The sequence below is a fragment of the Rhodophyticola sp. CCM32 genome (assembly GCF_004751985.1).
GTDB lineage: Bacteria > Pseudomonadota > Alphaproteobacteria > Rhodobacterales > Rhodobacteraceae > Rhodophyticola.
Genome location: NZ_CP038492.1, coordinates 227140 through 242268 on the forward strand (window position 1 = coordinate 227140; position 15129 = coordinate 242268).

14 protein-coding genes are annotated in these 15129 nt (G+C 63.0%); 11 read left to right on the forward strand and 3 right to left on the reverse strand.

Annotated elements, in window-relative coordinates:
* Positions 1-72: 72 nt before the first annotated feature.
* Positions 73-1044: a threonine dehydratase gene (locus tag E2K80_RS01125; protein ID WP_135371967.1), complete on the forward strand. Its 972-nt coding sequence runs from the start codon at positions 73-75 to the stop codon at positions 1042-1044.
* An 89-nt stretch (positions 1045-1133) separates the two neighbouring features.
* Here the strand turns inward: E2K80_RS01125 and E2K80_RS01130 are convergent, their stop codons facing one another.
* Genes E2K80_RS01130 through glmU form a run of 3 tightly spaced genes read right to left on the reverse strand, consistent with a single transcriptional unit; the run spans position 1134 to position 4839 of the window.
* On the reverse strand, positions 1134-1676 hold the full coding sequence (locus E2K80_RS01130) for a pyridoxamine 5'-phosphate oxidase family protein (protein ID WP_135371970.1): 543 nt from the start codon (positions 1674-1676) through the stop codon (positions 1134-1136).
* A complete protein-coding gene (gene glmS, locus E2K80_RS01135) occupies positions 1676-3487 on the reverse strand; it encodes a glutamine--fructose-6-phosphate transaminase (isomerizing) (RefSeq protein ID WP_135371972.1) in 1812 nt (603 codons plus the stop codon). The genes E2K80_RS01130 and glmS overlap by 1 nt, the downstream gene beginning before the upstream one ends.
* A 2-nt stretch (positions 3488-3489) precedes the next feature.
* A complete protein-coding gene (glmU, locus tag E2K80_RS01140; protein ID WP_135371974.1) occupies positions 3490-4839 on the reverse strand; it encodes a bifunctional UDP-N-acetylglucosamine diphosphorylase/glucosamine-1-phosphate N-acetyltransferase GlmU in 1350 nt (449 codons plus the stop codon).
* Between the two features lie 137 nt (positions 4840-4976).
* On the opposite strand from glmU, the gene E2K80_RS01145 reads away from it, so the two are divergent.
* From E2K80_RS01145 to E2K80_RS01185, 10 genes are all read left to right on the forward strand, one after another.
* Positions 4977-5642 carry an HAD-IA family hydrolase gene (locus E2K80_RS01145; RefSeq protein WP_135371976.1) on the forward strand — a complete coding sequence of 222 codons (666 nt, stop codon included), beginning with the start codon at positions 4977-4979 and terminating at the stop codon, positions 5640-5642.
* 108 nt (positions 5643-5750) lie between these two features.
* Positions 5751-6944 (forward strand): DegT/DnrJ/EryC1/StrS family aminotransferase, encoded by a 1194-nt coding sequence (locus E2K80_RS01150; RefSeq protein WP_135371978.1) that lies wholly within the window; start codon positions 5751-5753, stop codon positions 6942-6944.
* 205 nt (positions 6945-7149) lie between these two features.
* Positions 7150-8313: an isovaleryl-CoA dehydrogenase gene (locus E2K80_RS01155; protein ID WP_135371981.1), complete on the forward strand. Its 1164-nt coding sequence runs from the start codon at positions 7150-7152 to the stop codon at positions 8311-8313.
* A gap of 70 nt (positions 8314-8383) precedes the next feature.
* Complete coding sequence (locus E2K80_RS01160) at positions 8384-8701, forward strand: hypothetical protein (protein WP_135371984.1); 318 nt, start codon at positions 8384-8386, stop codon at positions 8699-8701.
* Positions 8698-10269 carry an AMP-binding protein gene (locus E2K80_RS01165; protein ID WP_238475608.1) on the forward strand — a complete coding sequence of 524 codons (1572 nt, stop codon included), beginning with the start codon at positions 8698-8700 and terminating at the stop codon, positions 10267-10269. The genes E2K80_RS01160 and E2K80_RS01165 overlap by 4 nt, the downstream gene beginning before the upstream one ends.
* The gene (locus E2K80_RS01170) at positions 10266-11870 is read left to right on the forward strand and encodes a carboxyl transferase domain-containing protein (protein WP_135371986.1); all 1605 of its coding nucleotides are present in this window, start codon (positions 10266-10268) and stop codon (positions 11868-11870) included. The genes E2K80_RS01165 and E2K80_RS01170 overlap by 4 nt, the downstream gene beginning before the upstream one ends.
* 115 nt (positions 11871-11985) lie before the next feature.
* The gene (locus E2K80_RS18990; protein ID WP_168193064.1) at positions 11986-12123 is read left to right on the forward strand and encodes a hypothetical protein; all 138 of its coding nucleotides are present in this window, start codon (positions 11986-11988) and stop codon (positions 12121-12123) included.
* A complete protein-coding gene (locus E2K80_RS01175; RefSeq protein WP_135371988.1) occupies positions 12123-12551 on the forward strand; it encodes an ASCH domain-containing protein in 429 nt (142 codons plus the stop codon). The genes E2K80_RS18990 and E2K80_RS01175 overlap by 1 nt, the downstream gene beginning before the upstream one ends.
* Positions 12544-14481 (forward strand): acetyl-CoA carboxylase biotin carboxylase subunit, encoded by a 1938-nt coding sequence (locus E2K80_RS01180; protein ID WP_135371990.1) that lies wholly within the window; start codon positions 12544-12546, stop codon positions 14479-14481. The genes E2K80_RS01175 and E2K80_RS01180 overlap by 8 nt, the downstream gene beginning before the upstream one ends.
* Positions 14478-15128, forward strand: a complete 651-nt coding sequence (locus E2K80_RS01185) for a glutathione S-transferase family protein (protein WP_135371993.1) — start codon at positions 14478-14480, stop codon at positions 15126-15128. Before E2K80_RS01180 ends, E2K80_RS01185 begins: the two co-directional genes overlap by 4 nt.
* The last annotated feature ends 1 nt before the right edge of the window (position 15129 follow it).

Below are 15129 nucleotides of genomic sequence, written 5' to 3' on the forward strand. Positions count from 1 at the left end.
CGGGTGCGGGTGGAGGCTGACAAGGGGGGGCGGTGTCGTTAGGGTCCGCCTATGACATGTAAAGGTGGGACGATGAAACTGACAGTGGAGGATCTGAAGGCGGCGGCGGGTCTGGTTTACACCCAGATGCAGGCCACGCCGCAATATGCCTGGCCGCAGCTGGCGGAACGGGCGGGCTGCGAGGTGTGGGTCAAACATGAAAACCACAGCCCCACAGGATCGTTCAAGGCGCGCGGCGCGATCACATTCATCGACTGGGTGAAACGCCACCATCCCGATGCAAAGGGCATCTGCACCGCGACGCGTGGCAATCACGGCCAGGGCCAGGCGCGTCAGGCCGTGGCGGCGGGGATGACGGCCAGGGTCTATGTACCCCATGGCAACTCGGTCGAGAAGAACGCGGCGATGCGGGCCTTCGGCGCCGATCTGATCGAATTCGGGGAGGATTTCGATGTGGCGCGGCAAGAGGCCATGCGCGTGGCCGAGGCCGAAGGCTTGGTGCTTGTGCCGCCCTTCCATCCCGAGATTGTGCGCGGGGTTGCGACCTATGCCTATGAATTGTTAACTGCGGTGCCCGATCTGGATGTGATCTATGTGCCGGTTGGCTGCGGGTCCGGCATCTGCGGCAATATTCTGGCGCGCAACGCTTTGGGCCTGCAGACCGAGATTGTCGGCGTCGTCTCGACCCGGGCCGATTGTGTGAAACAGTCAGTGGAGGCCGGCCAGCTGATCGAGACCGACAGTTCCGCGACCTTCGCCGATGGCATGGCCGTGCGGATGCCGGTGAAGGGGGCTTTTGATATCTATTCCCGGCAGGCCGCCCGGATCGTGTCGGTCAGCGATGCCGAGGTGGCAGAGGCGATCCGCATCTATTACCGCGACACCCATAATCTTGCGGAAGGGGCAGGGGCGGCCCCGCTGGCTGCGCTGATGCAGGAGAAAACCCGGATGCAGGGCCGGAAGGTCGGTGTGATCCTCTGTGGCGGCAATATCGACACAGAGTGGTTTGTGACCGTGATGTCCGGCGGTGTGCCCGAAATCTGAGCCTTGCAATTCCCGGGAATTGCAACAGGAAAACGCGCGTTTTCCGTTCTGTTTTCCTTCAGGAAAACATCACCGTCCGTCATCGTCCCTCATACGGGGATGCCGGTTTCTTTGCCGTCGATGGTTCTGGTGTTTCTTTCGGACCAATAGGCCCTGATCTCGGCGTCGGATTTGGTTTCCGCCCAGTTCTGCAAGGTTACCCGCTCACCCGTATATTCCATAAAGGGCACCGCATAGCCGCAAGAGGTCTGAACCAGATCCACATCCATATCAAACACCTGCCGGGCACCCCGATGGGGTGGAAAATGGGCGCTCATGGCCGCCCATTCTGCATCCCCCTGATGGATCGCGCGCGCCGTTCCGTAAAGCCGCAGGATCAAAGGGCGCTTGGTGAAGGAACACCACATCAGCGTCACACGCGGATTTTCCCGCAGATGCCCGGCGGTTTCATTCCCCGAACCCGTCAGGTTCAGCCAGGCGACACGGTTGGGGCCCAGAACACATAAGGACTCCATCCCCTTGGGAGACATATTCACGCGGCCATCGGGCCCGGCGCTGGCGGTGAAGAACATATGCTGTTCAGCGATGAACCGCTGGTGATCCTCTTCAATCCGGGCGAATTGCTTGGCCATTATTCCACCGTCACCGATTTTGCCAGATTGCGCGGTTGATCCACATCCGTGCCCTTATGCACCGCCGTGTGATAGGCGATCAATTGTGCCGGGATCGAATAAAGGATCGGCGCGAAAAACGGGTCCCCCCCGGGCATGACCAGCGTCTGCCAGACCCCGTCCGAGGCGGCATCGGCCCCTGCTTTGTCACTCACCAGCCAGACCTTGCCTTCGCGGGCCATGACCTCCTGCATGTTCGAGACGGTCTTGTCAAAAAGCTCGTCCCGGGGCGCCAGAACCACCACCGGCACGGTTTTGTCGACCAGCGCAATCGGCCCGTGTTTCAACTCGCCCGAGGCATAGCCTTCCGCATGGATATAGCTGATCTCCTTGAGTTTCAGCGCCCCTTCCAGGGCCAGGGGATACATCGCGCCCCGCCCCAGAAACAGCACTGTCTGCGCCCGGGCCAGCGTGCCCGTATGGCGCTTGATCTGATCCTCCAGCGCCAGCGCCTGATTGATCAGCGCGGGCAAAGCCCGCAACTGGCCCAGCAGATCGGCCTCGCGCGCGGCGTCGATATGGCCCCGCTGCCGGGCCGCGAGGATCGCCAGATTTGCCAGTACACCCAATTGGCAGACGAAAGCCTTGGTCGAGGCAACGCCGACCTCGACGCCCGCATGGATCGGCAGCGCCAGATCGCTGTCCCGCGCGATGGAACTTTCCGGCACATTCACCACCGACAGGGTGCGCGCGGCTTTGCCATCCGCATAGCGCAGCGCGGCCAGCGTATCGGCGGTTTCCCCGGATTGGGACACAAACAATGCCGTCGCCTGATCAGAGACCGGCGGCGCGCGATAGCGGAATTCGCTTGCGATATCCACGTCGCAAGGCAGACCGGCCAGTTGTTCGAACCAGTATTTCGCCACCAGACAGGCATAATGCGCCGTGCCGCAGGCAACCAGAATAAGCCGGTCGGTATTGGTGAAATCCACATGCCCCTCGGGGATCTGCACCGCATCACCCGGGGCATAATGGGTCAGGCATTCGGCCAGAACCACCGGCTGTTCAAACACCTCCTTGGCCATGAAATGCCGGTGCCCGCCCTTGTCGATCTGGGCCGTCTTTGCCGGGATTTCACGCAGTTCGCGATTGGCGCGTCTGCCTTCTGCATCATAAATCTCGGCCCCGGCGCGGGTGACAAAGGCGTAATCCCCCTCTTCAAGATAGGTGATCCGGTTGGTCATCGGCGACAGGGCAATCGCGTCAGAACCGACATACATCTCGCCCTCGCCATGGCCGATTGCAAGCGGTGGACCCTTGCGCGCCGCCACAATCAGATCCTCTTCGCCCTCAAACAGAAAGGCGATTGCAAATGCCCCTTCCAGATGGGTCAGCGTTTCCGCTGCCGCCTCACGGGGTGTCATGCCCTGGGACATGAAATCCTCGCAAAGCTGTGCAACCGTTTCCGTATCGGTTTCGCTTTCCCAGTCGCGACCGGCCAGACTGTCGCGCAAGCTGCGGAAATTCTCGATGATCCCGTTATGCACCACGGCCACCCGGCCGGTGCGATGGGGATGGGCATTGGCCACGCTCGGGGCCCCATGGGTGGCCCATCGCGTATGGCCTATGCCTGACTTTCCCGCCAGCGGATCATGGACCAGAAGATCGGACAGGTTCACCAGTTTGCCCACCGCGCGCCTGCGGTCCAGCCGTCCTGCCTGCACGGTGGCCAGCCCGGCACTGTCATAACCGCGATATTCCAGCCGTTTCAGGGCTTCGACAAGAATTGGTGCAACCTCATGATTGCCCAGAACACCGACAATGCCACACATCGCTATGGTTCCTTTTTACCGGCTTTTATAGCCTTGAGACGGGCCATGAGTTTTGCCGCAAGCCCCGGTTTGTTGACCTGTCTGGCGCGCGCAAGGGCCATCGCCTGATCCGGCACATCCTCGGTAATGACAGAGCCGGTGGCGGTGAAAGCCTCCGCCCCGACCGTGACAGGGGCCACCAGCAATGTGTTCGACCCGATGAAGGCGCCTGCGCCGATCGTGGTCCGGTGCTTCATCACCCCGTCATAATTGCAGGTGATCGTGCCCGCGCCGATATTCGCGTCCGCGCCCAGCTCCGCATCGCCGATATAGCTGAGATGGTTGACCTTGGCCCCCTCGCCGATCCGGGCCGCTTTCACCTCGACAAAATTGCCGATCCTGGCCCCGTTGCCCAGTTCCGTGCCCGGACGCAGCCTTGCATAGGGCCCGACCACTGTATCGGCACCCAGATGGGCCCCTTCCAGATGGGAAAAGGCGCGGATATGGGCCCCGGTCTCCACGGTGACACCGGGGCCGAAAACAACATGCGGCTCCACCAGCGCGTCGCGCCCGATATGGGTGTCATAGGCGAAATGGACCGTTTCGGGCGCGATAAGCGTGACCCCCGCATCAAGCATTTCCGCGCGTTTGCCGGCCTGAAACAGGGCTTCCGCCCCGGCCAGTTCCGCGCGGGTGTTGATGCCAAGCGTCTCGGCCTCGGGGCAGGCAATCGCGGTGGCTGACAGGCCCTCTGCCGTTGCCAGCGCGGGCAGATCGGTCAGATAATATTCGCCCGCCTCATTGTCGGTCTTTACCCTGGCCAGCAACCCCATCAGGGTTGCGGCATCACCTGCCAGCAGCCCGGAATTGCAGAAGGATATCGCCAGGTCCTCCTCTGTGGCATCCGCCGCCTCGACAATGCGGAGCAGCCGGTCGCCCTGCATCCGCATCCTTCCATAGCGCCCGGGATCAGCGGCCTCGAACCCGAGAAACACGATGTCATGGGTTTTGCGCGCCTCCAGCATGGCATGCAGCGTTTCGGGCCGGATAAAGGGCGTGTCGCCATAAAGCACGATCACATCCCCCTCAAACCCCTCCAGCGCCGGTGCGGCCTGCAGGACTGCATGGCCGGTGCCCAGTTGCTCCGCCTGGCGGATGCATATGGCATCAGGGTCAAATGTCGTCACGGCGGCTTCGACCTCTGCGGCGCCATGGCCGGTGACGACCACAATCCGGTCAGGCGCCAGGGTCGCGCCGGACAGGATGGCATGGGCGATCAGGGGCGCGCCGCCGATCTGGTGGAGCACTTTCGGGCGCTCTGACTGCATCCGCGTACCCTGACCGGCTGCAAGGATAACAAGGGCTGTGGGCATGGGCCTGTCCGCTTTGTTTTTGGTCTTGTGAACCCGGTATTATCCATGCCACCCCGTCGCGCAAGGTCGGCATGGGTCACTTCGGCTTACGCTACATTTCAAATGCAGGCGGAAACCTGCCCAAAACGGAGGGCGCGATGCGCTGTGTGATCTTCGATCTGGACGGGACGCTGGCCGATACATCGGGCGATCTGATCGCGGCGGCCAATGCGGCACTTGGCGCGCTGGGGCATCCGCCGCAACTGGTGCAGGGGCGCGATGACGCCACCGCCTTTCGCGGCGGGCGGGCGATGCTGAAACTGGGCTTCGAGCGGCTGGGCATCCCATGGTCTGATGCGGAGCTGGAGGCCGGATACCCGGTGCTGCTGAAGGCCTATGCCAAGGCGATTGATGTGCATACACGGCTTTATCCCGGCGCGATCGACGCGGTCGATCGTCTGCGCACCGCCGGTCTGGCGGTGGGCATCTGCACCAACAAACCCGAAGCACTGGCCGAGACATTGATGACCCGGCTGGGCGTGCGTGACCGGTTTGATGCCCTTGTGGGCGCTGATACGCTGCCGGTGCGCAAACCGGACCCGGCCCCCTACCGGCTGGCGGTAGAACGGGCGGGCGGCACGCTTGCCCGCTCGCTTCTGATCGGAGACACCGACACGGACCGCAAAACCGCCCGGGCCGCCGGTGTTCCCAGCATCCTGGTCACCTTCGGCCCCGATGGCCGCGGGGTTCAGAGATTGGAGCCCGAGGCGCTTCTCGACCATTACGATGATCTCGACACTATCATCCCCCGCCTGATCCCCTGATCCGGGTCTTCTCTGCTTTTCAAACATCCCCGCCGGAGGCATTCTGATCTCTCAGGCGGGGTCTGACATGGGATTGACGCGCGCCGCGTGCCGCATAATCCTTGCCCCATGGATAAAACGCGTTTCACCGGCAGTTTCACACAACAGGAACCGATCCCAGAGGCAGGCATTGCCGCCGCGATGGAGGTTCTGCAACACGGGCGCCTGCATCGCTATAACCTGCAAGGCGATGAGGCCGGAGAAACGGCGCTTCTGGAGGAGGAGTTCGCCGCCTTCACCGGAGCGAAATATGCCCTTGCGGTGGCCTCTGGCGGCTATGCCATGGGCTGCGCGCTTCGGGCGTTGGAGGTTCAGCCCGGCGATAAAGTGCTGTCGAACGGGTTTACCCTGGCCCCGGTGCCCGGCGCGATTGCCAGCCTTGGCGCCGAGCCGGTCTTTGTGGAGACGACGGACAGTCTGACCATCGACCTGCCCGATCTGGCCGAGAAAGCCGCAACCAGCGGTGCGCGGGTGCTGCTGCTCAGCCATATGCGCGGGCATATATGTGATATGGATGCGCTGATGGAAATCTGTGACCGGGCGGGCCTTGCCGTGGTCGAGGATTGCGCCCACACGATGGGTGCGGCCTGGAAGAATGTGCCCTCGGGCCGCCATGGCGTATTCGGCTGTTATTCGGCGCAGACCTACAAACATATCAATTCCGGCGAGGGCGGAGTGTTGATCTCCGACGACGCGGAACTGATGGCGCGGGCGATCATCCAGTCGGGCAGTTATATGCTTTATGGCCGTCATCGGGCCGCCCCCCCGGCGGAGGTGTTCGAACGGGTGAAATATGTGACCCCGAATATCTCCGGGCGGATGGACAATCTGCGCGCGGCGATCCTGCGCCCGCAACTGGCCGATCTGCCGGCGCAGGTGGCCCGCTGGAACGCGCTTTACAGGAGGGTGGAGGACGGGTTGCGAAACACACCCGGGCTCAGGATCATCGAGCGGGATGCCCGGGCACGGATAGTGGGCTCATCCATCCAGTTTCTGCTGCCCGGAAAAAGCCCCGAGGTGATCCAAAGCGTTATCGCGGCCTGTCTGGACCGGGGGGTGGAACTGAAATGGTTCGGCGCGGACCAACCGGCGGGGTTCACCTCGCGCTATGACAGCTGGCAGTATGCGCCACGCCAGACGCTTCCAAAGACCGACCGGGTGCTGGCGGTTTTGATGGATATGCGGTTGCCGCTGACATTCAAGGAGACCGATTGCGACCAGATTGCCGCGATCATCCGTGATGAGGTGAGGGCGGTTGCATGAGGGGCCGAAATCCGCGCGGATTTCCGGTGGAATTCTTGAGAATTCCGGCCCCGTGAAGAGAGCGGGCCGGGGCCGCAGGTTGGAAATGCGCCTCCGGCGGAAGTATTTTTGAGATAGAGAAAGGCTGTGCCTGCGAGATGTTTTGACTTTGCGGCCCGGTTTGGATATGAATTGAACAATCGTTCAATTAAAGGGAGGGCGGCCCATGTTCATGGCCTCCATGACGTTCGATCTGGGTGAGGATGTAGGTGCCTTGCGCGATATGGTGCATCGCTGGGCCCAGGACCGTGTCAGGCCGATGGCCGCCGAGATCGACCGTTCCAACGCTTTCCCGCCGGAACTATGGGCCGAGATGGGGGAGTTGGGCCTGCTGGGCATCACTGTTGATGAGGCATTCGGCGGTGCGGGCATGGGCTATCTGGCCCATGTGATCGCGGTGGAAGAGATCGCGCGCGCCTCGGCGTCTGTCTCTCTGAGTTATGGGGCGCATTCCAATTTATGCGTGAACCAGATCAGGCTGAATGGCACCCAGGAACAGAAGGCGAAATACCTGCCCGGGCTGGTCTCGGGCCAGCATGTGGGCGCTTTGGCGATGTCCGAGGCGGGGGCGGGCAGCGATGTGGTCGGCATGAAACTGCGCGCCGAGAAACGCAATGACCGCTATATTCTGAACGGGACGAAATACTGGATCACCAATGGCCCGGATGCGGACACTCTGGTGGTTTATGCCAAGACCGACCCGGAGGCGGGCAGCAAGGGTATGACCGCCTTTCTGATCGAAAAGGATATGGTGGGGTTCAGCACATCGCCGCATTTCGACAAGATGGGCATGCGCGGGTCGAACACTGCGGAACTGATCTTTGACGATGTGGAAGTGCCGTTCGAGAATGTGCTGGGCGAAGAGGGCAAGGGCGTGCGTGTGCTGATGTCGGGCCTTGATTATGAACGTGTGGTGCTCAGTGGGATCGGCACCGGCATCATGGCCGCCTGTCTGGATGAAATCATGCCCTATATGGTCGAGCGCAAGCAGTTCGGCCAGAGCATCGGGAATTTCCAGCTTATGCAGGGCAAGATCGCCGATATGTATACCAAGATGAATTCGGCCCGGGCCTATGTCTATGAGGTCGCCAAAGCCTGTGACCGGGGGCAGGTGACACGTCAGGATGCGGCGGCCTGCGTGCTCTATGCGTCGGAAGAGGCGATGGTTGTGGCCCATCAGGCGGTGCAGGCCATGGGCGGGGCGGGGTTCATGAATGACAGCGCGGTGTCCCGGCTGTTCCGCGATGCCAAGCTTATGGAAATCGGCGCCGGCACGTCAGAGATACGCCGGATGCTTGTGGGCCGGGAACTGATGGGGGCGATGGGGTGAGCGCCGATATCGGCCCGCGCCGGGCGGCCCCCACAGGGAAGGTTCCAGATGACCGGCTGGAGGGGATGTGATGGCCTCTCTCTCGCGCAGCTATGCGTTTTCATTGGCTGGTCTGTTGGGTCTGGCAGGCCTGGTGGGTCTGTGGCTGGGTTTGCGCGCCCAACCTCCGGGGGAGATGGAGATTATCACCGTGATCGCTGCGGGCTATGTGGTGGAAACCGGCGGGTCGCTGACAGATTGCCATGCAGAACCCTCGGCCCTGCCGGAGGTGCGGTTGGTCATTGTTTGCCAGCCGGGTCATGGCGCGCTGCGGCTGTATCCTGTGGATGACTGGGGTGTCCTTGTGGACATCGCTGACCCGCTGGATGGGGAGGCGCCCCGGATATGAGCGATTTTTCGGGCCTGAACGGGATGCTGCCCCGCCTCAAAGGCAGGTCCTACGAGGCATTGCGCGATGGCTTCGCCTGGGATCTGCCCGGGCGGCTGAACATGGCAGCGCAGGTTCTGGACCACCCCGGGGAGGCGCTGGCGATCCGCGATCTGTCAGCGGGGCAGGATATCAGCTTTGGCGCATTGCGCCTTATGGCGGGCCAATTGGCGGCGGCGCTGCGCAGTCGGAGTGTGAAACGGGGCGATCGGGTAGGCGTGCTGCGCGGGCAGGATGGCTGGTGCGCGGCGGCCCATATCGCGATATGGCAACTCGGCGCGATTTCGGTGCCCCTGTTCAAGCTGTTCCGGGAAGATGCGCTCAGCTCCCGGCTGGCGGATAGCGGTGCGGGCCGGGTGATCAGCGATGGCGAGGGTGCGGGTCTTTTGGCGGCGTTTGATCTGGATGTGCTGGTCCCCGAGACTGAAACGCTGCCACCCCGCTTTGGCGAGATGGCGGATACCGGCCCGGAAGACCCGGCGGTGCTGATCTATACCAGCGGCACAACCGGCAGCCCCAAAGGCGCGCTTCATGGGCATCGGGTCTTGACCGGCCACCTGCCTGGGGTCGAGATCAGCCATGATTTCCTGGGCCAGCCCGGCGATGTGATCTGGACACCTGCGGACTGGGCCTGGATCGGCGGGTTGTTCGATGTGCTGATGCCGGGCCTTGCCCTGGGTGTGCCGGTAGTGGCCGCCCGGATGCCGAAATTCACCGTCGCGGCCTGTCTGGAAATCTGTCGCAAAGGCGCTGTGCGCAACGTGTTCTTTCCGCCCACGGCCTTGCGGATGCTGAAGGCGGCGGAGGCGCGGATTGACGGTTTGCGCTCGGTCGCGTCGGGGGGCGAACCGCTTGGTGCTGCGATGCTGGACTGGGGGCGGCGTGCTTTTGATCTGGAGATCAACGAGTTCTATGGCCAGACCGAATGCAACATGATTGTGTCCTCCTGTTCTTCCCTGTTCCCGGCCAAACCCGGGGCCATCGGCAGGCCGGTGCCGGGTCATGAGGTGGCTGTGATCGGTGCGGATGGCCGAGAAACGCAGGAAGAGGGCGATGTGGCCGTGCGGCGGGGGTCGGCCTCGATGATGTTGAGCTATTGGCAGAAACCACAGGAAACGGCGGATAAATTCCGGGGCGACTGGATGCTGACCGGCGACCGGGGGCTTTGGGAGGGCCCGTATCTGCGGTTCATGGGCCGCGAGGATGATGTGATCACCTCGGCGGGTTACCGGATCGGCCCCGCAGAGATCGAGGATTGTCTGCTGAGCCATCCGGGCGTGGCAAGTGCCGGAGTGGTGAGCAAGCCCGATGCGCTGCGCACCGAGATCGTCAAGGCCTATGTGGTGGCCAAAGACGGGGCGGATATCACCGCCGGGGTCTTGCAGGATTGGGTGAAAGGGCGGCTCGCCTCATATTCCTATCCGCGTGAGATAAGCTTTGTGGAGGCTTTGCCGATGACCGTGACCGGCAAGGTGATCCGCAAGGACCTGAAAGCTCTGGCGGTTGCGGAACAGGAGAATGGCGCATGAAGTTGAGATCGGCCTTTATGGCGGGATCGGAAGAGGCGAAAGCCAACCGCGCGGCGCATCTGGAGGCTTTGGCTGTGGTGCGCGCGGCGGCGGATCTGGCGGCATCGGGCGGCGGGCAGAAGGCCCGTGACCGGCATCTGTCCAGGGGCAAGATGCTGCCGCGGGACCGGGTGGCGAACCTGCTTGATCCCGGTTCACCGTTTCTGGAGGTGGGTGCCACCGCAGGCCATGAGATGTATGATGGTGCTGCCCCCTGTGGCGGGGCCATCGCCGGGGTCGGTCGGGTGCACGGGCAGGAGGTGATGGTTGTCTGCAATGATGCGACGGTGAAGGGCGGCACCTATTATCCGATCACCGTAAAGAAACATCTGCGTGCGCAGGAGATCGCCGGGGAATGCGGTTTGCCCTGCATCTATCTGGTCGATAGTGGCGGGGCGAACCTGCCCAATCAGGATGAGGTGTTCCCCGACCGGGATCATTTCGGGCGGATTTTCTACAACCAGGCGCGGATGAGCGCCAGAGGCATTCCGCAGATTGCGGTTGTCATGGGCTCCTGCACTGCGGGCGGGGCTTATGTTCCGGCGATGTCGGATGTGACCATTATTGTAAAAGAACAGGGCACGATCTTTCTGGCAGGTCCACCGCTGGTCAAGGCCGCGACCGGCGAGGTGGTGACGGCGGAGGATCTGGGCGGCGGCGATGTGCATACGCGCCTGTCCGGGGTTGCGGATTATCTGGCGGAGGATGATGCCCATGCGCTGGCTTTGGCGCGCCGGGCCGTGCAATCCTTCAACCGGGCAAAACCCGCCACCGTGCAATGGCAGACCCCGGAAGACCCGGCCTATGACCCTGAAGAGCTGCTCTCGGTTGTGCCTGCCGCGCTGACCACACCCTATGATATCCGCGAGGTGATTGCGCGGGTGGTGGACGGCTCGCGCTTTGACGAGTTCAAACCCCGGTTCGGGGAGACACTTGTGTGCGGTTTTGCCCATCTGATGGGCTGCCCGGTGGGGATTGTCGCCAATAACGGGGTGCTGTTTTCCGAGGCCGCGCAGAAAGCCGCGCATTTTGTGGAACTGTGCTCGCAGCGGTCGGTTCCTTTGATGTTCCTGCAGAATATCACCGGCTTCATGGTCGGCCGGAAATACGAGAATGAGGGGATCGCCCGGCACGGGGCCAAGATGGTCACGGCGGTGGCCACCACATCGGTGCCGAAAATCACCATGGTGGTGGGCGGGTCCTTCGGGGCCGGGAATTACGGGATGGCCGGGCGCGCCTATCAGCCGCGTTTCATGTGGTCCTGGCCGAACAGTCGTATCTCGGTCATGGGCGGCGCGCAGGCGGCGGGCGTGCTGGCAACCGTGAAGCGCGACGCGATGGAGCGCGCGGGGGAGGATTGGTCCACCGAGGCCGAGGCCGCGTTCAGGCAACCGACGATTGATATGTTCGAGCGCCAGTCGCATCCGCTTTATGCCAGTGCCCGGCTTTGGGATGACGGGGTGGTGGACCCGCGGAAAACCCGCGAAGTGCTGTTTCTGAGCCTGTCGGCAGCCCTGAACGCACCGATAGAGGAGACGCGGTTTGGCGTCTTCCGGATGTGAGCGGTGAGAGCGTTGAGCGCGCGGGAGCGAGGGGCCAGCCCCTCGCGCTCCCCGGGATATTTGCGAAGCAGAGAAGCGGGCGGTCTTGGGATGATGAGCGATCCGGGAGGTGCGGATGTCTGATACGATCCTGATCGTCGGCTGGTGTGTTGTGCCGTCATGTGGGTTCGCGACCGCCGAAGCAGGGCGTGATACCTTGTGTGATGGGTGGCAAGATGTGTCGCGCCGCGCGATCTGGCAGGGAGAGCTATGATGAGCATTTCGGTCGATGACGCAAAGGCGCGGTATCCGGGGGCGGAGACATTCACTTTTGGTGACAGCAGGGCGCTGTGTGACGAGCTGCTGGCGCTGGTGCGGGCCGGCGTCAAGACCGCGACCTGCGGGGCGCTCAGAGAGTTTTCGCCGGGTGGGGAGCCCAAGCCGATACCCGGGCAGCGCGATATCGCTCTGGACTGGGACGGCAATCCGGCGCTGGTGATTGAATCGCTTGCGGTCAGCGAATGCCGGTTCTGTGACGTGGATGCGGAATTTGCGCTGGCTGAGGGTGAGAATGAGAGTCTGGCCGGATGGCGGGCGGCCCATCAGGCGTATTTTGAGCGCAATGGCGGGTTTGAACCCGAGATGATGCTGGTCTGTGAGCGCTTCCGGATGATCGAGGATTTTGGGGGTGGGGATGTTTAGGAAGATCCTGATAGCCAACCGGGGCGAGATTGCCTGCCGTGTGATCAAGACGGCACAGGCCATGGGCGTGCGGACGGTGGCGGTTTATTCCGATGCGGATGCGCGCGCCCGCCACGTGGCGATGGCCGATGAGGCGGTGCATATCGGCGGGCCCGCGCCGAAAGACAGCTATCTGCGGGGGGATGCGATCATCGCAGCGGCGCAGAGCGTCGGGGCCGGGGCGATCCATCCGGGCTATGGGTTTTTGAGCGAGAACCCGGATTTCGTGGAGGCCGTGGAGGCGGCAGGTCTGGTATTCATCGGGCCCTCCGCCAGGGCGATCCGGGCGATGGGTTTGAAAGACGCGGCCAAGGCGCTGATGAGCGAGGCCGGCGTGCCTGTTGTGCCGGGCTATCACGGGCAAAACCAGGATTCGGAGCATCTGTCCGGCGCGGCGGATACCATCGGCTATCCGGTGCTGATCAAGGCCGTGGCGGGTGGCGGCGGCAAGGGGATGCGCAAGGTCGATGCACCCGGCGGGTTCATCGAGGCGCTGGAAAGCGCGAAGGGCGAGGCCGCGACCGCCTTTGGCAATGATGCGGTTCTGATCGAGAAATTCGTGGACAAACCGCGCCATATCGAGGTGCAGGTCTTTGGCGATGGCACCCGTGCGGTGCATCTGTTCGAGCGGGACTGTTCGCTTCAGCGGCGCCATCAGAAAGTGATTGAAGAGGCCCCGGCACCGGGCATGACCGATGAGATGCGGACCGAGATGGGGCTGGCGGCCGTGCGGGCGGCGGAGGCGATCGGCTATGCCGGGGCGGGGACGGTGGAGTTTATCGTCGACGGCTCTGACGGTCTGCGGCCCGACCGGTTCTGGTTCATGGAGATGAATACGCGGCTGCAGGTGGAACACCCGGTGACCGAGGCGATCACCGGGGTTGATCTGGTGGAATGGCAGTTGCGGGTGGCCGCAGGTGAGCCACTGCCCGTACGGCAGGAGGATTTGACGATTTCAGGCCATGCGTTCGAGGCGCGGCTTTATGCCGAAGATGTGCCGAAAGGGTTTCTGCCCGCCACGGGAACGCTGGCGCATCTGGCCTTTCCTGATGGCGCGCGGGCGGATACGGGCGTGCGCACCGGGGATGTGATCAGCCCCTGGTATGACCCGATGATCGCCAAGCTGGTCACCCATGGCCCCACCCGCGCCGTGGCGCTTGCCCGGCTGGAACAGGCCCTGTCCCGGACCGAAGTGGCGGGGTCGGTCACCAATCTGGCCTTTCTGCGGAAACTCTCGCGCCATGAAGGGTTTGGCGCGGGCGATGTGGATACCGGTCTGATTGACAGGGATCTGGATGCGCTGGCTGCGGCCCCGGTTGCCTGCACACGCTCCCGGTCTCTGGCGGCTTTGGGGGCGTTGGGGCTGCATGAGGGCGGTGATCCCCTGGCCGGTTTCGCGCTTTGGGCCCCGCTTCGGCAATCGGTGCAGTTGGGATATCAGGGTGATCTGCTTGATATTGCGGTCGAAACGCTCGGGTCCGGGCGGTTCCGGGTGTCGGTGGGGGGGGCGACCCATGAGGTTGTGCGAAACGGTGGCTGGCATGTGGATGGCGCGGCGGTCTCGGCAAATGTGGTGCGGCACGGGGCCGGTATCTCGGTCTTCTGGGGCAATAATTACGGGTTCGAGTTGATCGACCCGCTGGATGTGGTGGTCGAGGGCGGCGCAGCGGCGGGCCGGATCGAGGCACCGATGCCCGGGCTGGTGAAGGCGGTTTTTGTCGAGGTGGGGCAGGCGGTGAAACAGGGCGACCGATTGACAGTATTGGAGGCGATGAAGATGGAACATACGCTGAGTTCCGGGCGCGATGGTATTGTGGCGGAGGTTCTGACCCGGGAAGGCCATCAGGTGGAAGCGGGTGCCGCGCTGATTGTTCTGGAGGAGGAGACATGATCCGTCTGCATCATGTGCCGCAAAGCCGCTCCATGCGGACGCTGTGGTTGCTGCATGAGTTGGGGGTCACGTTCGACCTCTTGGAATGGCCATTCGATAAAACCCTGCGCAGCCCGGAATTTCTGGCGCTGAATCCGGCAGGGCGGGTGCCCGCGCTTGAGATGGATGGGCGTTGCCTGTGGGAGACAGGCGCGCTTACCGAAATCCTGTGTGAGCGGTTCCCCGAGGCCGGCCTGGGCCGCGCGGGGCAAAATGCAGAGCGGGCCGACTGGCTGATCTGGGTGCATTTCGCCGAAACGATCTCTCAGCATGCGGCGGCGCTGACGCAACAGCATGAGGCGCTCTATGAGGACAGCATGCGCTCCCCCATCGTGATGAAGATCGAGGCGAAGCGGATCGAGAAATGTTATCAGGCGCTGGAAACCCGTCTGGCGGGGCGGGCATATCTGCTGGAGGGCGGGTTCTCGGCCGCTGATATCAGCTGTGGGCAAGCAGTCTATATGGCGCGCCATTTCACGAGGCTGGAGCCGTTTGAGGCGGCCCATGCTTGGTATCAGCGGATCACCGGGCGGCCCGGTTTCATTGCGTCGCTGCCCGCAGGGCCGGGGCTTTATACCCGGGACTATTATGAGGCCTGGGACGGATGAG